A 21,169-nucleotide genomic window follows, 5' to 3' on the forward strand; every position below is an offset into this window, starting at 1 on the left:
GGCGGGTCGGGGGGATGGGCCGGGGCGTCAGTCCTCGGCGATGGCCGGGTCGACGACGCGGACGCCGAAGTGGGCGCTGAGGGCCGTGCAGGCGCGGCAGGGCGCGGCGAAGCTGCCGTGCCGCGGGTCGCCGTCCTCGCGTATGCGGCGGGCGGTCAGTTTGGCCTGCTTGAGGGCCTTGCGTGCCTCGCCGTTGGTCATCGGTTTGCGGGCAGCACGTTTGCTGCGGGCGGCGTCGGCGGCGGTGATGTGCCGGGAGATGAGGATGGTCTCGGCGCAGCGGCCGGTGAAGCGGTCGCGTTGGGCGCTGGTGAGGGTGTCGAGGAAGTCCTGGACCAGGGGGTGCAGGGGTGGGGGGTGGTCGCCGCGGGCGGCCGTGCCGGTGAGGGTGGCGCCGCGTACGGAGAGGGCGGCGGCGACGGTGGGGAGGATGCCGTCGCGCCGGTGCAGCAGGGTGGGGGCGGGGGCCGTGTCGGTGCCGCTCCAGCCGATGCGTGGGTCGCCGGCCCGCACGTCGCTGCCTCCGGTCTGCGTCGCGTTCATGATCGTCTTCCCCTCCCGGGCATCCCCCCGAAGGACACAGAGTGCCAAATGCCGTGGCTGGTGCGGAAGCTGGGGCGGTGCGACACGCCAGGGTTCGAGCCGGCTGTCACGTTGGGGTGACGGCTGGTCACGGAAGGGGCGGGGTGGAGAGGGGGTGGAGGTGGGGCGGACGTGGGGAGGGGGTCGGTGGACCGGTGACCGGGGTGCGCGTACCGCATAGGCTGTCGGCACCGCGATGGGCGCGGTCGATGCGTCGGTGACGTTGGAGAGACAGTCGGATACGGGTCGTGGCGCACCGGAGAGGGTGCGGTGCGGGCTCGTACAGAGTGCCGCAGGGGGCAACCGCCATGACGACAGGTCGGCTCGGGCAGCAAGCCGTGCCGCCGAACGCGGCCTACGCCGGGCAGGTCGTGCACTTCCCGGATCCGGTGCGGGCGGCGCGTCACCCAAGAGGAGTACGGGTCGACGAGCGCGGTTACCCCGATTTCGCGCCTTACGCGCGCGCGGCGGCGGAGATCGCCGAGCCGCCGGAGGGTTTCGGTGTCGACGAGTTGCGGCTGACGGACTTCGTGTCGGCGAACGCGGCGCTCGCGGCGTCGGGCCACGAGTTGTGGGACACGGTGCCGGAGGTGGCGACGCCGCACGGCTGGACGTGGCATCACGTCGCGGGTACGCGGCGGCTGGAGCTCGTTCCGGTCGATGTGAAGGCGCTGTTGCGGCATCACGGCGGGCTGGCGACGACCTTGGTGGATCACGCCAAGCGGGGTACGCGGCCGTTGAACGAGACGCGTCCGGCGCACTTCGGGCTGCCGAAGTCGGGCGTGGCGGTGACGGAGTCGCAGGTGCAGGGGGTCGAGGAGGATCTCGGCTACCGGTTGCCGGGCTCGTACCGCTCGTTCCTGAAGGCGGCGGGCGGGTGCGCTCCGGTGGGTGCGGCGCTCGACGCCCAGTTGGGGCTGCTGGTGGACCAGCCGTTCTTCACGGTGCGCGACGAGGCCGCGGTCAACGACCTCGTGTACGTGAACAAGTGTCTGCGGGACCATCTGACCAAGGACTACCTGGGTGTCGCGTTCGTCCAGGGCGGTCTGCTCGCGGTGAAGGTGAAGGGCGAGCGGATCGGTTCGGTGTGGTTCTGCGCGTACGACGACGTGCGGGACGTGGATCCGTCGTGGTCGCCGGCCGAGCGGGTGGAGCGGCTGCTGCTGCCGTGCGGTGACGATTTCGACGCGTTCCTGTCGCGGTTGGCCGGCAATCCGCCGGAGCTGGAGACGGTGGCGAACCTGATGGTGGACGGCGGTTTCGCGCGCGTCGTTGCGGTGTCCTCGGCGTCGGTGGGGGAGTGAGCTTCGGACGATGGTGACGTTTGCGCAGGCGCAGGAGCGCGCCGAGGAGTGGGTCAACGGGGACGTCCCCGCGTACCAGCATCGTGAGGTGCGGGTACGGGAGTTCGAGCTGGGCTTCGTCGTGTGGGGCGAGGACCGTGCGGAGGGCCCGCGTTCGGACGCGGGTGGCCAGCGGCTGGTGATCGCCCGGGACAGCGGGGAGGCCACGTTGTGGCCGGCGCTGCCGGTGGGTGAGGTGATCCGCCGGTACGAGGAGGAGTACGGCCGTCCCGACGAGGTCGGGGACGCGGCGCCGGCACCGGCCGCGGCCCGGGTGGACCTGAACCAGACGTCGTTCCTGCTGAGTCCGCCGGAGTGGTTGCAGGAGGCGGCGGACAAGCTGGGGATTCCGGACCGGCGGGGTGGGAGTTCGGGTGCGGGCTCCGGCTCGGGCGCGCACTCGGGCGTGGCGGCTTCGGCCGCGGGTGCGGGTGCTGGTGCCGGTGCGGCTTCGGGTGCGGCCGCGTCTGGTTCCGCTTCCGGTTCCGTTTCCGGTTCGGCCGGTGCCGCCGGTGGGCTTGCCCGGACGCAGGCCGGGGCTCCCGCGACTGCGGGAACAGGCGGCGCTGGTACGGCAGATGGCGCCGGGAGCGGTACGGCGTGGCCGGCCCCGGGTTCCGGCGCCCCGGAAGCGCCCGCCGGTGCCACTCCGTGGGCCGGTACGGACACCAACGCGGATGCGGGCGAGGACCGTTCGGTGCCGTTGCCCGCGACGGTGTTCGCACCGCCGCTGAGTGAGACGGACGATGTCCCCGCGCGCCCCTCGACGGTGGCTCCGGACGCGAAGACGGCGCTGATGTCGGGCGGCAGCCAACTGCCGCGCACGGCGGTCGCGCCCGCGCTCGACGGCCCGAACGCGCCGGGCATGCCCGCCGCACCCGCCGCGCCCGCCGCCCCCGGAACTCCCGCGCCGGGCACGCCGGTTCCCGGCCCGCCCGCCCCGGGCACTCCCGCCCCTGGCACTCCTGCCCCGGGCACGCCGGCTCCCGGCACCCCCGCGCCGGGCACGCCCGCCTATGCTCCGGCGCCCGGAACTCCGGGTGCTCGTCCGGCCGTTCCGGGTGCGCCGCAAGGCAGCACGCCCCCGCCCCCGCTCGGCGGGCCGACGTACGGATACCCGCAGGGACCCGGTTCCCAGCCGGGTGTCCCCGGCGGTCCGCAGGGTGCTTCCGGGTACGCCTATCCGTCCGGTCCGGGCGGTGCGCCGGACGCGTCGCAGACTCCGGCCGGGCCGGGTGCCGGGCGGCCTCTCGCGCCGAACGCCGGGGACATCGCCGACGCCGCGACGAGCAAGGCCGCGCCGCCGCCCCGCAAGGGACGAAGCGGGATGGGTACGCCGCCGCCTCCGCCGGGCGCCCCGGGTACGCCGGGAGCGCGTCCGGGGAGCACGCCGCCTCCGCCCGGTGCGCCGGGCGCACCCGCGGGCGGCTATGTGCCGACCCAGCTGATGTCGTCCCTCGGCCCCGAAGGGCCCGGCGCTCCGGCTGCGCCGGGAGCCCCAGGCGCCCCGGGTGCTCCGGGTGCTCCAGGCGCTCCGGGTGCTCCGGGTGCTCCGGGAACCCCCAACGCGCCCGGTGCCCCGGGTGGTTCCGGCGACACGCCTCCGGGCAACGTGCACCACGCGGCCACGATGCTGGCCGACCCGAGCCGGCTGGGAGGCGGCGCGCCGCAGCCTCCGGCCGGCCCGGGGATGCCGCCGGCGCCCGGTGCGCCGCAGCCTCCGGCCGCTCCGGGGATGCCGAACCCGCCCGGCGCTCCGGCGGCTCCGGGTGCTCCCGGCATGCCGCCCGCGCCCGGCGCGCCCCAGCCTCCGGCCGCCCCCGGCATGCCGCCCGCGCCCGGCGCGCCCCAGCCTCCCGCCGCTCCGGGGATGCCGAACCCGCCCGGTGCCCCGGCGGCTCCGGGTGCTCCCGGTATGCCGCCCGGTGGGCCTGCCGCTCCCGGTGCCGTGCACCAGGCGGAGACCATGCTGGCCGCGCCTCCCGTGGGTGGTCCGGGCATGCCCCCGCCCCCGCCGCCCGCCCCGGGCGCTCTCGGCGCTCCGGGCATGCCGCCCGGTGTTCCGGGTGCCCCGCAGCCGATGCCGCCGGGTGCGATGGCGCCGCCGGGTGGCCCGATGCCGGGTCAGCCGCCGGCGTACGGCTACCCGCCGCAGGGTCGGCCGACGGTGGGACCGGGCTATCAGGCCGTACTGCGCTACCGCGCGCAGGACGGCTCGGAGCAGCAGCTGATCCGGCGTTCGGCGCCGGGCACGCCGCACCCGGAGTGGCAGATCTTCCACGAGCTGCGTGCGATGAACGTGCCGCCGGACCAGGTGCTGGAACTGCACACGGAGCTGGAGTCGTGCGAGCTGCCGGGTGCGTACTGCGCGCGGATGATCCGCGAGCAGTGGCCGCAGGCGCGCATCACGAGCATCGCGCCGTACGGCACGGACCACGCGAGCCGGCAGCAGGGCATGCAGCAACTGCTGGCGCACCAGGGCGAGTTGCACCAGGTGGCGGACGGCCCCGCGCGGCCCGCGCCGGTGCGGGCGCCGCTGCCCCCGGTGCAGGTGGCGCCGCCGGTCCCGCCGGAGGGCATCGCGCAGGAGATGGCCGCGGCGTTCGGGCCGGGGGTCTTCCGGTTCGACCAGCAGGCGGTGTCGCGTCAGGGTGTGCCGCCGGTCGTGGCGCACACGCTGATGGTGGCGGGCCTTCCGATGGACATGGGCCCGTTCTTCTGGGCGCAGGCGCAGCCGGGCCGTCCGGTGCCGACGCTGGCCGAACTGGCGACGGAGCGCGGTGTGCAGCCGGCCCCGGACGCGGGTTCGTACCTCGTCATGGGGACGGACTTCGGCCGGGCGATCTGTGTGCAGTACGGCACCGCCAACATCGTGGCCGTACCGGTGGAGGCGGGTCCGGGCGGTGCTCCGGTACCGCCGCAGTTCGTGAACACCGGGCTGCCGGAGTTCGCGCGCTCGCTCGCGCTGCTGGGCCGGATGTGGCGGCTGCGGTACGGGCTGAACCAGGAGCAGGCGGGCCGCTGGACCGTCGACTTCCAGGCGCAGCTGTCCGCTCTCGACCCGGCGGCGCTCGGTTCGCCGGAGAGCTGGTGGTCGGTGCTGCTCGAGCAGATGTGGGACGGCCTCCTGTAACGGACTCCGCCACTCGCATCAGGCCCTTCACGCGTTCGCGTGAAGGGCCTGATGGCTTGTTGGCGACTTTCCCGGCGCCTGCGTCGGGCACGGGCCCCGTCCTGACCGTGCCGTGCCTGCGGAGTGTCGAGTTATGAGCGCTTATGTCTGATCCCTCAAGATGTGCGCGAAATCGTCCTGTCGTGCAGGTCCGCGGAGAGGGGTCCCCAGAGTGAGGAGCGCATCGAAGACGCCGCACGGTTTCGTGGCCGTGCGGGGGCGTGGCTACCGCCCCGACCAGGTCGACGCGTACACGGAGGTCCTGGCGCGGGACCGGGACGCCGCGTGGGAGCGTGCCATGTGGCTGACCGTGCTCGCCAAGGACATGGAGGCGCAGGCCGCGCGGTTGCGCGAGGTCGTCGCGCAACTCGCCCCGCAGGCGTACGAGTCGCTCGGGGAGGGGGCGCGGCATCTGTTCCGGCTCGCGCTGGGGGAGGCGGAGCAGATGCGGGAGAGCGCGCGGCGCGCGGCGCGGGAGCAGGTCGCGCAGGCGGAGGCACACGCCCTGAGCGTGCGCACAGCGGCGCGGGAAGCGGCGGACGCGCTTCGCGCGGAGGCCGAGGAACACGCCCGTCAGCGACTGCTCGCCGCCCGCGCCGAGACCGACGCCCTGCGCGTCGGCGCCCGGCGCGCGGTGAAGGAGGGGCGCGGGAAGACGCTCGCCGCGTTGCGTGAGGTGCGCCAGCGCACCACCGGCATTCTCGACGAGGGGGCCAGGGAGCAGGCCGGGCGCTGGGCCGCCTTCGAGCGCGAGGAGGCCGTACGGCAGGCCGCGTTCGAGGCCCGGAACGCCGAGCGCGTCTGCCGCGCACAGGCTGCCCTGGCGGCGGCGGAACGGGCGTACGGGGAGGCCGAGGAGGCGGCCCGCCGCTCCAAGGAGGAGGCACGCGCGCGTGCCGCCGAGATCATCGTCGACGCCCGCCTGCGCGCGGACCGCACCGCCCTGGACACGGAACGCGTCCTGCGCGAGCACGGCGAGGCCTGGAACGACGTGCAGGCGCAGATGGACCGGGTGCGCAGCCGCCTGACCACGCTGACCGGCAGGGCGGTGATGCCGGAGTAACCGATGGGCAGGCCAACCCCGGGAGATGCCGATGGGCAGGCCACCCCGAGAGACGCCGATGGGCAGGCCACCCCGGGAGATGCCGATGGGCAGGCCAACCCCGGGAGACGCCGACGGGCAGGCCACCCCGGGAGACATCGACGGGCAGGGCGCCTGGCGCGGCGGCCGCCCCCGTCGCCGTTCTCAACTCCCCCTGCGCACCGCCCCCGCCAGGATCCACCCCTCCACCGCCTCGTACTGGCGTCGCTGTTCCCGCGCCGTGCGGCGGTCCGAGAGGACCGTGCCGAGCCAGCCGAAGAAGAAGCCGGCCGGGATCGAGACGATGCCGGTCGTGGTGAACGGGAACCAGTTGAAGTCGGCCCGCGGAAAGGCCGCGGTCGGCGAGCCGGAGACGAGATTGGTGCCCGGCATGAGCAACAGCACGGTCAGTGAGCCCCCGAGCAGCGTGCCCATCAGCCCGCCGCGCGTGTAGCGGCGCCAGAAGAGGCCGTAGACCAGGGCGGGCGCCAGCGCGGAGGCGCCGAGGCAGAAGGAGAGGGTCACCAGCGGCTGAAGACTGTACCGCTGCACCAGGGTGGCCAGCAGGACCGTCGGCACCCCGACGCAGAGCGCCGACACGCGTGCCAGGGCCATTTCCCGGCGGGCCGGCATCTCCCGCACCCGGGCGGCGAACACGTCGTGGGCCAGGGAGTTGGCGCAGGCGAGGATCATCCCGGCCACCGAGGCGAGCATGGTCAGGAAGATCGCCGTGGTGACCAGGGTGAGGAGAACCGTCTCCCCGGTCGACACCTCGGCGCCGAACACCGCCCGGGAGCCCAGCAGGTACGCCGTGTTGCCCTGCGGGTCGGCGGCCGCGATCGCCGTACGGCCGAGCAGCGCCGTGGCACCGAACCCCACCACCGTGACGACCAGCACGAACAGGGCGACGATCGACACCGCCCAGGACATCGAGCGGCGCACCTGGCGGGCGCTGGAGGCGGTGTACATGCGCATGGTGATGTGCGGCAGACAGGCGCCGCCGAGCACGACGGTCAGTTCCGAGGCGATCATGTCCACGCGGGAGCGGGTGCCGGTGCCGAACTGCAGTCCGGAGTGCAGGAAGGCCGTACCGGCTCCGCTCCGCCGGGCCGCCGCGTCGAACAGGGCGCCCGGGTCCCAGTCGAAGCGCTTCAGCATCAGGGTGGCGACCAGCGCGCCCGAACCGAGGAGCATCACGATCTTGAGGATCTGGATGAGCGCGGTGCCCTTCATGCCGCCGATCGCGGCGTAACTGATCATCAGCGCGCCGAGTCCGATGACGCAGCCGGTCTTCAGCGACGCGTTCGAGAAGCCGAGGACGAACGCCATCAGCTGCCCGGTGGCGGCCAGTTGGACCAGCATCAACGGCAGCAGCGCGGCGATCGTCACCACGCACGCGGCAATGCGCACACCGCGGCCCGGCAGCCGGCGGGCCAGCGCGTCGCCCATGGTGAACCGGCCCGCGTTGCGCAGCGGTTCGGCGAGCAGGAACATCAGCAGCAGCAACGACAGGGTCGTGCTGAGGGCGAGCACGACGCCGTCGTAGCCGCACAGGGCGATCACTCCGCCCGTGCCGAGGACACCGGCCGCGGAGATGTAGTCGCCGGCGACGGCCAGGCCGTTGCGCAGCGGGGACAGGGTGCCGTAGCCGGTGTAGAACTCGTCGAGGTCGTCGCGGTCCGGGCCCGTCATCACGCACAGCAGCAGGGTGAGGGTGGCCACGGTGGAGAAGGCGACCAGCGACATCGTCTGCGCCGAGCCGGTGAAGCCGGTGAGACCGGTCATCGGGCGGCTCCTCGCCGTGCGTCCAGTTCGGCCTCCTTGCGGATGCGGTCCGCGAGCGGGTCGACGTGGCGGCGCGCGGTGTGCTCGTACAGGGCGATCGCCAGCCAGGTGACGGGGAGTTGGAGCAGGGCCAGCAGCAGGCCGGCGGGGATGCCGTCGACGACCGTGCGTGTCATGACGTGCGGGGCGAACGCGGACAGCACCAGGAACACCGTGAAGTAGCCGAGCGCGGTGAGGGCCGCGGTGCGCCGCTGCCGGCGGTAGGCGCGGCGCAGCAGGCGCAGGTCGCTGTGGCGGCCGAGGGGTTCGCGCAGCGGCGCGGGGTGCGGCCGCTGCGGCTGCGGGGGAGGCGGCTGCCAGGGATAGGTGGGATAGGTGGGATAGGTCGGGTGGGTGGGGTGCGGCGGTGGCTGCGGGGACTGCTGCGGGGGTTGTCGTGGGGGGTCGTGGGGCATGCCATGGGCCATCCCGGGGCTCCTTGCGCTCGGGTCCGTGGCGGCGGACCGCAGGGAGGTGGGGGCGAGCGGAGTCACGCACGTTACTCGCGAGTTAAGGTGCCGCGCGGCGTTTTCGCCCAACTGGACAGTCGGTACGCGCTTGCCGCGTGCGAACGGACGCCGGCCTCGGGTTTCACGTGCCGCCCGTCACGTGCCCCCGGCACCCGGCGCCGGGTATCTGTCACCTGCGTTGCCGCGGTGGGCCGGTGACCCGTCCCGCTACTCCTGCCGAACCGGGAACCTCCGCGGAGCCACCACCAGCAGCACCAGGAAGGCCACCGCCGCCGCGCACGCGGCGCCGAGGTACACCGCGTGCACCGCCGCCGCGATCGCCCGGCGCGTCGCCTCCGGGGCCGCGCCGTCGTCCAGCGCGCGTGTGACGGAGTCCAGGTCGCCCGCGCCGCCCAGCCGTGCGGCCAGCACCCCGTTGGCGACGGCGCCGAACACGGAGGCGCCCACGGTCTGTCCGGTCTGCCGGCAGAACAGCACCGACGCGGTCGCCGTGCCCCGCTCCGCCCAGCCCACCGTCGACTGCACACCGATGATCAGCGGTAGCTGGAACAGCCCCAGTGCCCCGCCGAGCAGCAGCATCAGCAGCATCGGCTGCCACCAGGAGCCGGGATACGGCAGGAACGGGAACGCGAGCAGGATCAGCGCGCCCAGGCCGATGCCGATCAGCGCGGTGTCGCGGAAACCGATGCGCCGGTACACGTGCTGGCTGACGGCCGCCGAGCCCGACCAGGTCAGTGTCCACACGCACAGCACGAGGCCGGCGGCCGCGGGGCCGAGCCCGAGCACCGCCTGGGCGTACGTGGGCAGGAACACCGACGGCGCCACCATCAGCAGCCCCAGCGCGCCGAGCGCCAGATTGACGGCCGCGATCGTACGGCGTCGCCACACCCACCCCGGGATGACCGGCTCCGCCGCCCGCCGTTCCACCGCCACCACGACCGCCACCAGGGCGAGCCCGGCGCCGAACAGGGCGAGCGAGGGCGCCGAGAGCCACGCCCAGGCCACCCCGCCCTGTACCAGCGCGGTCAGCAGCACCCCGCCGCACGCGAACACCGCGAGCGCGCCCGCCCAATCCACGCGCGCGTGTGGGGCCTTCTCCCGTTCGGGCTCGTGCAGATGACGCACGATCAGCCACAGTGCGGCCGCCCCGATCGGCAGGTTGACCAGGAAGATCCAGCGCCAGCCGGCGTACGCGGCCAGCATTCCGCCGAGCCCCGGGCCCGCCACCGCCGACACCGCCCACACGGTGGACAGCCTGGCCTGGATCTTCGGGCGCTCGTCGAGCGGGTACAGGTCGGCGGCGAGCGTCTGCACGGTGCCCTGCAACGCCCCGCCGCCCAGCCCCTGGACCACCCGGAACGCGATCAGCGCCGCCATGTTCCACGCGCTCGCGCACAGCAGCGAGCCCAGCAGGAAGACGACGGCGCCCGCGACGAGGACCGGCTTGCGGCCGAAGGTGTCGGAGAGCTTGCCGTAGACGGGCAGGGTGACGGTGACCGCGAGCAGGTAGCCGGAGAACAGCCAGGAGAAGACGGAGAACCCGCCGAGGTCGCCGACGATCTGGGGTACGGCGGTGGAGACGATGGTCGCGTCGAGCGCGGCGAGCGCCATCGCGAGCATCAGCGCGGCGACCACCGCGCCTCTCCCGCGGCCCCCCTGACGTGCCGTTGCGCCACCGCGTATCGCGGGTGTCGTACTCCCCACCGCAGACCCCTCCCCGTGCTCCCCGCACCCTTTCCGGCCCGTGCTCCGGACACCGGCTCGGCCGTGCGCCGGGCGGTGCCGAGACCCGTGCCCCGTGCACCTATCCCGGTACGACAGCTTGCCACGCGAGGGACGAGTTGACCCTGACGCGGCGGGAGGGTGGACGCTGACTGGGCCGGTGGGTGGAGTCGACCCCGAGAAGGAGTCCACCCGGCGGTGGACCACCCCTAGGGGTATCTCCGTACTACGGCTCGGGGAGGGTTCGTACCCACGGAGGACGAGAGGGGACCGGGGTCGTCCTTAACCTGGCTTTACGCCGCTGGGGGGCGGCTGACGGCACCAACGGGGGTGGGGTTTACCCCCCTGCAAGAGGGGGCTTCGCACCAGCGCGCGGCACCCTCCGCTCCCGCCAGACTCATCGACGTACCCGAACGAACGCACCGGTCCGCCGGTGGGCACTCGCAGAACTGTCAACCGACATAGGAGACATACCGTGACATCGGCTGTGACCATTCCCAGGCACGGGGGTACTGGAGGGCCTACGGCCGTTGCCGCGCGGGCGCGGCAGGTCGTGAAGGCGTACGGGTCCGGGGAGACCCGTGTCGTCGCCCTCGACCACGTCGACGTGGACATCGCCCGTGGCCGTTTCACCGCGATCATGGGCCCCTCGGGGTCCGGCAAGTCCACCCTGATGCACTGCCTCGCCGGGCTCGACACCGTGACGAGCGGCCAGATCTACCTGGACGAGACCGAGATCACCGGCCTGAAGGACAAGAAGCTCACGCAGCTGCGCCGGGACCGGATCGGCTTCATCTTCCAGGCGTTCAACCTGCTCCCGACGCTGAACGCGCTCGAGAACATCACGCTGCCCATGGACATCGCCGGGCGCAAGCCGGACAAGGGCTGGCTGGACCGGGTCGTGGAGACCGTCGGCCTCGCCGGCCGGCTGGGGCACCGGCCCACCCAGCTCTCCGGCGGCCAGCAGCAGCGCGTCGCCGTGGCCCGCGCGCTCGCCGCCCGCCCGGAGATCATCTTCGGCGACGAGCCGACCGGAAACCTCGACTCGCGCGCGGGCGCCGAGATCCTCGGCTTCCTGCGGCGGTCCGTCGACGAGCTGGGCCAGACCATCGTGATGGTCACCCACGACCCGGTCGCCGCCTCCTACGCCGACCGCGTGCTCTACCTCGCCGACGGCCGGATCGTGGACGAGATGTACCAGCCGACGGCCGATCAGGTCCTGGACCGCATGAAGGACTTCGACGCCCGGGGGCGTACGTCATGACCGTCCTGAAGACCTCCATGCGCAACTTCTTCGCGCACAAGGGCCGTATGGCCCTGTCGGCGGTCGCCGTCCTGCTGTCGGTCGCCTTCGTCTGCGGCACCCTCGTGTTCACCGACACGATGAACACCACCTTCGACAAGCTCTTCCAGGCCACCGCCTCGGACGTGACGGTCACCGCCAAGGGCTCCTCCGACACCGGTGAGACCACCTCCCGTACGGGCAAGCCGCCGGTCATGCCGGCCTCGGTGCTCGGCGAGGTCCGGGGGGCCCAGGGGGTGAAGGAGGCCGAGGGCACCGTGTTCTCGACCTCGGTGACCGTCGTCGACCACAAGCTGGACAAGCTCTCGCCCACCAGCGGCGCCCCGACCATCGTCGGCAGCTGGAACGACAACGACGCCCGCACCATGAAGATCACCTCCGGCGCGGCGCCCAAGGGCTCCGACCAGGTCATGGTCGACGCGGACACCGCCGACAAGCACCACCTGAAGCTCGGCGACGAGATCGGCATGATCAGCGCCGTCGGCACGTACCACGCGCGCGTGTCCGGCATCGCCACCTTCACCGTCACCAACCCCGGCGCGGCGATCTTCTACCTGGACACGAAGACCGCCCAGCAGACCCTGGTCGGCCGCACCGGCGTCTACACCAACGTCAACGTCACCGCCGCCGAGGGCATGACCGACGCGCAGCTGAAGAAGAACGTGGCCGCCGAACTCGGCCACGGCTACAAGGTGCAGACCGCCAAGGAGGTCGCCGACGCCAACCAGAAGAGCGTCAACAGCTTCCTGAACGTCATGAAGTACGCGATGCTCGGCTTCGCCGGGATCGCCTTCCTGGTCGGCATCTTCCTGATCATCAACACGTTCTCCATGCTGGTCGCCCAGCGCACCCGGGAGATCGGCCTGATGCGGGCCATCGGCTCCTCGCGCCGCCAGGTCAACCGGTCCGTGCTCGTCGAGGCCCTGCTGCTCGGCGTGATCGGCTCCGTGCTCGGCGTCGGCGCCGGCGTCGGCATCGCGATCGGCCTGATGAAGCTCATGGGCCAGATGGGGATGCACCTGTCCACCGACGACCTGACCGTCGCCTGGACCACCCCCGCCGTCGGCCTGCTCCTCGGCGTCGTCGTCACCGTCCTGTCCGCCTACCTGCCCGCCCGGCGCGCCGGCAAGGTCTCCCCGATGGCCGCCCTGCGCGACTCGGGCGCCCCGGCGGACGCCAGGGCCGGGATCGTCCGGGCCCTGATCGGCCTGGTCCTCACCGGCGCCGGCGCCGCGAGCCTGTACGCCGCCGCCACCGCCGACAAGGCGAAGGACGGCTCGGCCTGGCTGGGCCTGGGTGTCGTCGCGACCCTGATCGGCTTCGTCGTCATCGGCCCGCTCCTCGCCGGCGGCGTGGTCCGCGTCCTCGGCGCGGTCATCCTGCGGATCTTCGGCCCCGTCGGGCGCATGGCCGAGCGCAACGCCCTGCGCAACCCGCGCCGCACCGGCGCCACCGGCGCGGCCCTGATGATCGGCCTGGCCCTGGTCGCCTGCCTGTCGGTGGTCGGCTCCTCCATGGTCGCCTCGGCCACCAGCCAGCTCGACAAGACCGTCGGCACGGACTTCATCCTGGCCGGCGACAAGGGCGAGGTCATCACCCCGCAGGCGGTCAAGGCCGTCAAGGACACCCCGGGTCTCGAGCGGGTCACCGAGTACAAGCTGCTGGACGTGACCCTGGGCACCCCGGACGGCAAGTCCGTCAAGGACGAGACGGTCAACGCGGCCGACCCGACCTACGCACAGGACGTGCGCACCAAGACGGTCGCCGGCAACCTCGCCGACGCCTACAAGCCCGACTCGATGTCCGTCCCCGAGGGCTTCGCCAAGAAGCACGCCATCAAGCTCGGCTCCACGGTCTCGGTCGACTTCAAGGACGGCAGGACGGCCGAGCTGACCGTCCGCGCGATCACCAGCGACGACGTCGTCGTCGACAAGGGCGCGATGTACGCCGCCATCGCCACCGCGGCGAAGTACGTGCCCGCCGGCAGGATGCCGCTCGACCAGCTGGTCTTCGCCACTGCCAAGGACGGGCAGCAGGACGCCGCCTACAAGGCCCTCAAGAAGGCGCTGCACCCGTACCCGCAGTACACGGTGCGCGACCAGACCGACTACAAGAAGGCCCTGAAGGACCAGATCGGCCAGCTGCTGAACATGATCTACGGCCTGCTGGCACTCGCGATCATCGTCGCCGTCCTCGGTGTGGTGAACACCCTCGCCCTGTCGGTCGTCGAGCGCACCCGCGAGATCGGCCTCATGCGGGCGATCGGCCTCTCCCGCCGCCAGCTGCGCCGCATGATCCGCCTGGAGTCCGTGGTCATCGCCCTCTTCGGCGCCCTGCTGGGCCTCGGCCTCGGCATGGGCTGGGGCGCCACCGCCCAGAAGCTCCTCGCGCTGGAGGGACTGAACGTCCTGGACATCCCCTGGCCGACGATCATCACGGTCTTCGTCGCCTCCGCCTTCGTGGGCCTGTTCGCCGCCCTGGTCCCGGCGTTCCGCGCGGGCCGCATGAACGTCCTGAACGCCATCGCGACGGACTGAGCCGACCGACCGAGCGGACCGAGGGGGAACACCACCGCATACGGGGGTTGCGGGGGAAAGAGCCGGGCCCGATGGAATTCCCATCGGGCCCGGCCGAGTTCATCAGCGGGACTGCGGGATGCGGCCGATGTGCAGAACCACGACCGTGCCCGAATCCTCCTCGATCTGGTACATGAGCCGGTAAGGCCCGGCGTGCATACGCCGTAGATCATGCGACCCGAGCGCGACGGTCCCCTCGGGGCGCGGATCGTCAGCGAGCAGATCGGTAGCGGCGAAGACCCGGCCAAGCCCGTCCGGATCCTCCTTGAGGAAGCGAACCGCGCTGTCGGTGGCCTGTTCGTGCCAGATGATCCGGAAGGTCACTCACCCTCCAGACCGAGCATTCGGCGGACCTCTTCCTGAGGAACACCGGCGAACGTGCCGTTCGCCTTCTCTGCTCGGTAGCGGGCGAGAGCGAGCTGTTCCTCCAGCTCGAGCAGGCGCTCCTCCAGCTCCTCCAGCTCACGGGGGTTTATGAACACGGCCGCGGCCTGGCCGTGGTCCGTGATGGTGATGCGCTCACGCGCGTGTGCGGTCCGCCGCACCAGGGAGCCGAACTGGGCACGAGCCTCGGTGATGGGGAAGGTTGCACTCATGTACGGAACTGTACGGTCCATGCCTCGCGGAGTCGATCGCTCTCACGGGTGAACACCTCCCGTCCGTCGTACGCTGGACACCCCCGGCTGCTCGACGCGTCGGGCTCTTCGCGTTGCCCACTCCGGACGGAAAGTCTTCCCATGAGCCTGCACGGTCTGCTCGACGCCGTCGTCAAGGACCCCGCCCTCGCGGAAGCGATCACCGCCGCCGCGGACGGCAACCGCATGCACGTCGACCTCGTCGGCCCCCCGGCGGTCCGGCCCCTCGCCGTCGCCGCCCTGGCCCGCGAGGCCGGCCGCACGGTGCTCGCGGTCACCGCGACGGGCCGCGAGGCCGAGGACCTGGCGGCGGCCCTGCGCTCGCTGCTGCCCCCGGAGGGCGTCGTGGAGTACCCCTCCTGGGAGACCCTCCCGCACGAGCGCCTCAGCCCGCGCAGCGACACCGTCGGCCGTCGCCTCGCCGTCCTGCGCCGCCTGGCCCACCCGCGCCCTGACGACCCCGAGACCGGCCCGGTCTCCGTGGTCGTCGCCCCCATCCGCTCCGTGCTCCAGCCGCAGGTCAAGGGTCTCGGCGACCTGGAACCGGTGTCCCTGACGACGGGGCAGACCGCCGATCTGAACGAGATCGTGGAAGCCCTCGCGGCCGCCGCCTACTCGCGCGTGGAGCTGGTCGAGAAGCGCGGCGAGTTCGCCGTGCGCGGCGGCATCCTGGACGTGTTCCCGCCCACCGAGGAACACCCCCTGCGCATCGAGTTCTGGGGCGACGACGTCGAGGAGATCCGCTACTTCAAGGTCGCCGACCAGCGCTCCCTCGAAGTCGCCGACCACGGCCTGTGGGCCCCGCCCTGCCGTGAACTCCTGCTGACCGAGGACGTCCGCGCACGCGCGCGTGCGCTCGCCGAACAGCACCCCGAGCTGGGCGAACTGCTCGGCAGGATCGCCGAGGGCATCGCGGTCGAGGGCATGGAGTCCCTCGCCCCGGTCCTCGTGGACGACATGGAGCTGCTGCTCGACGTGCTCCCCAAGGGCTCCATGGCCGTGGTCTGCGACCCGGAGCGGGTCCGCACCCGAGCCGCCGACCTCGTCGCCACCAGCCAGGAGTTCCTCCAGGCGTCCTGGGCGGCCACCGCGGGCGGAGGCGAGGCCCCCATCGACGTCGGCGCGGCCTCCCTGCGGTCCATCGCCGACGTACGCGACCGCGCGCGCGAGCTGGACATGATGTGGTGGTCCGTCTCGCCCTTCGCCGCCGACCTCGAGCTCACGGATCCGTTTGCCGCTGACGCGGCGGGCGACACCCTCAAGCTCGGCATGCACGCCCCCGAGACCTACCGCGGCGACACCGCCAGAGCCCTCGCGGACACCAAGGGCTGGCTCGCCGACGGCTGGCGCACGGTCTACGTCACCGAGGGCCACGGCCCCGCCACCCGAACCGTGGAGGTCCTGGGCGGTGAGGGCATCGCCGCCCGCCTGGACGTCGACCTCACCGAGCCGAGCCCGTCCGTCGTGCACGTCTCCTGCGGCTCGATCGACTACGGCTTCGTCGACCCGGCGCTCAAGCTGGCCGTCCTCACGGAGACCGACCTGACCGGCCAGAAGGCCGCCGGCAAGGACGGCGCCCGGATGCCGGCCCGCCGCCGCAAGACCATCGACCCGCTCACCCTGGAGCAGGGCGACTACATCGTCCACGAACAACACGGCGTCGGCCGCTACATCGAGATGGTGCAGCGCACCGTCCAGGGCGCCACCCGCGAGTACCTGGTCGTCGAGTACGCCCCCGCCAAGCGCGGCCAGCCCGGCGACCGCCTCTACATCCCCACCGACCAGCTGGAGCAGATCACCAAGTACGTCGGCGGCGAGGCCCCCACCCTGCACCGGCTCGGCGGCGCCGACTGGACGAAGACCAAGGCGCGCGCGAAGAAGGCCGTCAAGGAGATCGCCGCCGACCTGATCAAGCTCTACAGCGCCCGCATGGCCGCCCCCGGCCACTCCTTCGGCGCCGACACGCCCTGGCAGCGCGAGCTGGAGGACGCGTTCCCGTACGCGGAGACCCCCGACCAGCTCACCACCATCGCCGAGGTCAAGGAGGACATGGAGAAGTCGATCCCCATGGACCGCCTGATCTGCGGCGACGTCGGCTACGGCAAGACCGAGATCGCGGTCCGCGCCGCCTTCAAGGCCGTACAGGACGGCAAGCAGGTCGCCGTCCTCGTCCCCACGACCCTGCTGGTGCAGCAGCACTTCGGCACGTTCTCCGAGCGGTACGGCCAGTTCCCCGTCAAGGTGAAGGCCCTGTCCCGCTTCCAGACCGACACCGAGGCGAAGGGCGTCCTGGAGGGCCTGAAGGAAGGTTCGGTGGACGTCGTCATCGGCACCCACCGCCTGTTCTCCTCCGAGACCAGGTTCAAGGACCTCGGCCTCGTCATCGTCGACGAGGAGCAGCGCTTCGGCGTCGAGCACAAGGAGCAGCTGAAGAAGCTCCGCGCCAACGTCGACGTGCTGACCATGTCGGCCACCCCGATCCCGCGCACCCTGGAGATGGCGGTCACCGGCATCCGCGAGATGTCCACGATCACCACCCCGCCGGAGGAGCGGCACCCGGTGCTGACCTTCGTCGGCCCGTACGAGGAGAAGCAGATCGGCGCGGCCATCCGCCGCGAACTGCTGCGCGAGGGCCAGGTCTTCTACATCCACAACCGCGTCGAGTCCATCGACCGCGCGGCCGCCCGGCTGCGCGAGATCGTCCCCGAGGCGCGCATCGCCACCGCGCACGGCCAGATGTCCGAGCAGGCCCTGGAACAGGTCGTCGTCGACTTCTGGGAGAAGAAGTTCGACGTCCTCGTCTCGACGACGATCGTCGAGTCCGGCATCGACATCTCCAACGCCAACACCCTGATCGTCGAGCGCGGCGACAACTTCGGCCTCTCCCAGCTGCACCAGCTGCGCGGCCGCGTCGGCCGAGGCCGCGAGCGCGGGTACGCGTACTTCCTGTACCCGCCGGAGAAGCCGCTGACCGAGACCGCGCACGAACGCCTCGCCACCATCGCCCAGCACACCGAGATGGGCGCGGGCATGTACGTCGCCATGAAGGACCTGGAGATCCGGGGCGCGGGCAACCTCCTCGGCGGCGAGCAGTCCGGCCACATCGCGGGCGTCGGCTTCGACCTGTACGTCCGCATGGTCGGCGAGGCCGTGGCGGACTACAGGCGGCAGCTGGAGACCGGCGGGATCGAGGAGGAGCCGCCGCTCGAGGTCAAGATCGAGCTGCCCGTCGACGCGCACGTTCCGCACGACTACGCGCCCGGCGAGCGCCTGCGCCTCCAGGCCTACCGGGCCATCGCCTCCGCCAACTCGGAGCAGGACATCAAGGCCGTCCGCGAGGAACTCACCGACCGCTACGGCAAGTTGCCCGAGCCGGTGGAGAACCTGCTGCTGGTGGCCGGCCTGCGCATGCTCGCGCGCGCGTGCGGCGTCGGCGAGATCGTCCTCCAGGGCAACAACATCCGCTTCGCCCCGGTGGAGTTGCGCGAGTCGCAGGAGTTGCGGCTCAAGCGGCTCTACCCGGGCACGGTCATCAAGGCGGCCGCGCACCAGGTCCTGGTGCCGCGCCCGAAGACCGCGAAGGTGGGCGGCAAGCCGCTCGTCGGCAGGGAACTGCTGGGCTGGGTCGGGGAGTTCCTGGCGTCGGTCCTCGGGTCGTAGGCGGGGTCTGGGGTCGTAGGCGGGTTCTGGGGGGCGCGGAGGCTTCGACACGTGCCCCCGCACACCCTCCGACTGCACGGAATCTCCCCGACGGCCCCCGTCGGAGGAACGTCGTGCGGCCGATACGGTGATAGGCGGAACGATCCGCCCCGCATGTGAGGGCGGACCAGGACGATTCAGGGGGGACGCGCGTGAGGCGTCTGAGGGGTGGGGCGGTCACCGCCGCAGTCATGGCGGTCGCCGTGGCCGGCTGTACGCCCGAGCACGACAAGGGGGCCTCCGGGCCCGAGCAGACGGGCGGCAAGGGCGCCGCCCTGGCCGCCGCCGACTCACTGCCCGTCAAGGGGCGTGCGCCGAAGACCGGTTACTCCCGGGCCCGCTTCGGCACCGCCTGGGCCGACACCGACTCCAACTCCTGTGACACCCGTGACGACATCCTCAAGCGCGACCTGAAGGAGGTGAAGTTCACCGGAGGCACCTGCAAGGTCACCTACGGCCTGCTGGAGCCGGACCCCTACTCCGGCAAGGGCGTCACCTACCGGCGCGGCCGCAGCCTGGTCGACATCGATCATGTCGTCGCCCTCTCGGACGCCTGGCAGAAGGGCGCCAAGTACTGGGACCCCAGCAAGCGCATAGCCCTGGCCAATGACCCGCTCAACCTCATCGCGGTCGACGCGAGCACCAACCGCAGCAAGGGCGACGGGGACACGGCCACCTGGGTCCCGCCCAACAAGACCTACCGCTGCACCTATGTCGCCGCCCAGGTCGCCGTGAAGAAGAAGTACGGCCTGTGGGTCAGCGCCGCCGAGAAGGCCGCGATGAAGAAGGTCCTCGCCACCTGCCCGGACCAGAATCTCCCCACCGGCGGCAACCCGACCAAGGCGCCGGAGCGCTTCCGGGCACGGTGAGCCGGGCCGCCCACGGCCCCCGGCCGCGCCGCACCGAGCTGCGCTCCGCACCGCGCCGAGCTGCGCTCCGCACCGCACCGGGGGCCGTGGGCGGCGGTGATCAGGACGCGCCGGCCGCGTCCTTCAGCGAGCTCACGACGTGGCTCGCCAGCTTGGCGGCGTTGGCGGCGCCGTTGTCGCTGCCGGCCGTGGACATCACGGTGACCACGGAGGTGCCCACACGGGCGGCGACCAGAGTGGTGCCGTTCTCCCAGCTGCCGCTGGTGAGCGTGATGGTGTAGGCCTCGTCGCCGAGTCCGGGCGTGGCGCGCCCGGCGAGCCTCACCCTGGCGTGCGCCTCCGTGTCCGTGAACGAGGCGCACGCGGTGGCGGCGTTGCGCACCTCCTTCATCACCGCCGTCGCGGTCGTGCCCTGGAACTCGTCGATCTCCTGGACGATCTCCTCGGTCCGGTCCTTGTTCCCGTAGTCGCTCTGCGCGAAGGACACGCCTCCCTTGTAGCCGGTCACGTCGATCCAGGAGGTGTTCTCGAACTTGCCGCAGTCCGGCTTCGCCGTGCTCCGGCTGCTCGGAGCGAGGAACTGGCCGCCGCTGTCGACGGCACCGTCCGCGACGGCGGTGAGCCCGGACGGGAAGAACGACGCCGGCGCCAGAGCCTTCTTCAACTGGCTGCCTGTCAGCAGGCCGGCGTTGGCGTCCTTGGCCTTCGTCGTCTTCGCCGACGCGTCGGCGCCGGAGGAACCGGAGGAACCGGACGAACCAGAGGATGCGGTGGAGCAGGCGGTCAGGGCCAGCGGGAGCGCCGCGACGGCGAGGACCTGGACGAGACGGGACGGGAGATGCATGACAGTTCCTTGGGGGAGTGGGGGAAACCTGGTGAAACCTGGTGAAACGTGCTGGTGTTGCGGTGAGTTCATGACTCGGGGGCCTGCGGCGCGGGACGTGACCGGGTGCGAATGACCGGGACGTCCCGCGAATGACCAGGGCGTCCCGCGCCGGCCGGGGGACGTGGTGCGGCGGCGAGGTCAGGCCGTCTTCTTCCAGTCGCCGCAGCCGGTCGTCTTGAAGTAGGCGTCCGTGGCGCGGATGGTGACGACGGCCGTGCCGGTCACGTTGTTGTTCGCGATGATCGAGTCGAGCCCGTGCTCGGCGTCCTTGGCGCGCTCCCAGTAACAGGAGTCGTCGGCGTTCCCGGTCGACTTGTAGGTGCCCGGCGCGATGTCCGTGCCGACCTTGAACATGCCCCCCTTGCCGCTCATCGACGAGGCGGGCGTGCCCTTCGCCTTCGGGTCGACGGCCTCCCAGTCCTTGCAGCCGCTGGACTTGAACAGCTTGTCGGTGGGCTTGACCGTCACGTAACTCGTGCCGGTGACGTTGTCGTTGGCCAGCAGCGAGTCCGTCTCGCCCGAGGCGTCCTTGGCGCGCTCCCAGTAGCACATGTCGTCGGTGTTACCGGTGGTGCGGTAGGTGCCGGGCTTGACGTCGGAGCCGACGGTGAAGTCACCGTCCCCGGAGAAGGCGGCCTTCTTCCTGCCCGCCTCCACGCCTCCCGACGACTTGTCGGGCTTGCCGCCGGGCTTGTGGTCGGCGGCGGCCGAGCTGCCCCCGGAGCCGCCGTCCTTGCCGTCCTTCCCGTCGCCGCCGGCGTTCGCCGAGACGACACCGATGACGACGATCCCGACGACGGCGCCCAGCGCGATCTTGCCCTTCATGCCCATGACGGGCTCCTCCCCGATGCGGCGGCCACCCCCCTCCGGCTGACCGCTCGTTCGCTGGGTCAATAAGACCAGAGCTTGTGAACCGAGTCAACGCGATTCACGAGAGTCATTGCGTACACGTGCGTGAAGGCGTGGGTCTTGTGTACGTCGCTATGCTCGGTGCACACATGGGACGA

The 21,169-nt window shown here is 72.1% G+C and carries 15 protein-coding genes; 7 read left to right on the plus strand and 8 right to left on the minus strand.

The window, feature by feature from the left end:
• Positions 1–27: 27 nt before the first annotated feature.
• Positions 28–543, minus strand: a complete 516-nt coding sequence (locus tag ACWD5D_RS17990; protein WP_451373665.1) for a YwqJ-related putative deaminase — start codon at positions 541–543, stop codon at positions 28–30.
• 347 nt (positions 544–890) lie between these two features.
• On the opposite strand from ACWD5D_RS17990, the gene ACWD5D_RS17995 reads away from it, so the two are divergent.
• The 3 genes from ACWD5D_RS17995 (at position 891) to ACWD5D_RS18005 (ending at position 6,160) form a co-directional block, all read left to right on the plus strand.
• Positions 891–1,886 (plus strand): SMI1/KNR4 family protein, encoded by a 996-nt coding sequence (locus tag ACWD5D_RS17995; RefSeq protein WP_451373666.1) that lies wholly within the window; start codon positions 891–893, stop codon positions 1,884–1,886.
• Between the two features lie 10 nt (positions 1,887–1,896).
• Positions 1,897–5,058 carry an SUKH-4 family immunity protein gene (locus ACWD5D_RS18000; protein WP_451373667.1) on the plus strand — a complete coding sequence of 1,054 codons (3,162 nt, stop codon included), beginning with the start codon at positions 1,897–1,899 and terminating at the stop codon, positions 5,056–5,058.
• Positions 5,059–5,269: 211 nt separating this feature from the next.
• Complete coding sequence (locus ACWD5D_RS18005) at positions 5,270–6,160, plus strand: cellulose-binding protein (protein WP_451373668.1); 891 nt, start codon at positions 5,270–5,272, stop codon at positions 6,158–6,160.
• Positions 6,161–6,343: 183 nt separating this feature from the next.
• On the opposite strand, the gene ACWD5D_RS18010 is transcribed toward ACWD5D_RS18005, so the two are convergent.
• The 3 genes from ACWD5D_RS18010 to ACWD5D_RS18020 all read right to left on the minus strand — a co-directional run bounded on the left by ACWD5D_RS18010 (position 6,344) and on the right by ACWD5D_RS18020 (position 10,176).
• Positions 6,344–7,963: a sodium/solute symporter gene (locus ACWD5D_RS18010; protein WP_451373669.1), complete on the minus strand. Its 1,620-nt coding sequence runs from the start codon at positions 7,961–7,963 to the stop codon at positions 6,344–6,346.
• A complete protein-coding gene (locus ACWD5D_RS18015; RefSeq protein WP_451373760.1) occupies positions 7,960–8,418 on the minus strand; it encodes a DUF485 domain-containing protein in 459 nt (152 codons plus the stop codon). Before ACWD5D_RS18015 ends, ACWD5D_RS18010 begins: the two co-directional genes overlap by 4 nt.
• Positions 8,419–8,679: 261 nt before the next feature.
• Complete coding sequence (locus ACWD5D_RS18020; protein ID WP_451373670.1) at positions 8,680–10,176, minus strand: MFS transporter; 1,497 nt, start codon at positions 10,174–10,176, stop codon at positions 8,680–8,682.
• A 493-nt stretch (positions 10,177–10,669) separates the two neighbouring features.
• On the opposite strand from ACWD5D_RS18020, the gene ACWD5D_RS18025 reads away from it, so the two are divergent.
• Both ACWD5D_RS18025 and ACWD5D_RS18030 read left to right on the plus strand, forming a co-directional pair.
• A complete protein-coding gene (locus ACWD5D_RS18025) occupies positions 10,670–11,458 on the plus strand; it encodes an ABC transporter ATP-binding protein (protein ID WP_451373671.1) in 789 nt (262 codons plus the stop codon).
• On the plus strand, positions 11,455–14,034 hold the full coding sequence (locus tag ACWD5D_RS18030; RefSeq protein WP_451373672.1) for an ABC transporter permease: 2,580 nt from the start codon (positions 11,455–11,457) through the stop codon (positions 14,032–14,034). The genes ACWD5D_RS18025 and ACWD5D_RS18030 overlap by 4 nt, the downstream gene beginning before the upstream one ends.
• A 102-nt stretch (positions 14,035–14,136) precedes the next feature.
• Here ACWD5D_RS18030 and ACWD5D_RS18035 read toward each other — a convergent pair whose 3' ends face one another.
• Together ACWD5D_RS18035 and ACWD5D_RS18040 are read right to left on the minus strand one after the other, a co-directional pair.
• Positions 14,137–14,397 (minus strand): type II toxin-antitoxin system RelE family toxin, encoded by a 261-nt coding sequence (locus ACWD5D_RS18035; RefSeq protein WP_451373673.1) that lies wholly within the window; start codon positions 14,395–14,397, stop codon positions 14,137–14,139.
• Positions 14,394–14,669 carry a type II toxin-antitoxin system Phd/YefM family antitoxin gene (locus tag ACWD5D_RS18040; RefSeq protein WP_451373674.1) on the minus strand — a complete coding sequence of 92 codons (276 nt, stop codon included), beginning with the start codon at positions 14,667–14,669 and terminating at the stop codon, positions 14,394–14,396. Before ACWD5D_RS18040 ends, ACWD5D_RS18035 begins: the two co-directional genes overlap by 4 nt.
• Positions 14,670–14,810: 141 nt before the next feature.
• Here ACWD5D_RS18040 and mfd point away from each other — a divergent pair, with 141 nt between their 5' ends.
• Together mfd and ACWD5D_RS18050 are read left to right on the plus strand one after the other, a co-directional pair.
• Complete coding sequence (gene mfd / locus ACWD5D_RS18045; protein ID WP_451373675.1) at positions 14,811–18,368, plus strand: transcription-repair coupling factor; 3,558 nt, start codon at positions 14,811–14,813, stop codon at positions 18,366–18,368.
• Between the two features lie 230 nt (positions 18,369–18,598).
• Complete coding sequence (locus ACWD5D_RS18050) at positions 18,599–19,276, plus strand: HNH endonuclease family protein (RefSeq protein ID WP_451373676.1); 678 nt, start codon at positions 18,599–18,601, stop codon at positions 19,274–19,276.
• 100 nt (positions 19,277–19,376) lie between these two features.
• Here the strand turns inward: ACWD5D_RS18050 and ACWD5D_RS18055 are convergent, their stop codons facing one another.
• Positions 19,377–20,120, minus strand: coding sequence for a hypothetical protein (locus tag ACWD5D_RS18055; protein ID WP_451373677.1), 744 nt, complete (start codon positions 20,118–20,120; stop codon positions 19,377–19,379).
• A gap of 180 nt (positions 20,121–20,300) precedes the next feature.
• Complete coding sequence (locus tag ACWD5D_RS18060) at positions 20,301–20,993, minus strand: hypothetical protein (protein ID WP_451373678.1); 693 nt, start codon at positions 20,991–20,993, stop codon at positions 20,301–20,303.
• Between the last annotated feature and the right edge of the window lie 176 nt (positions 20,994–21,169).

The sequence above is a fragment of the Streptomyces sp. NPDC002520 genome, from assembly GCF_053595235.1.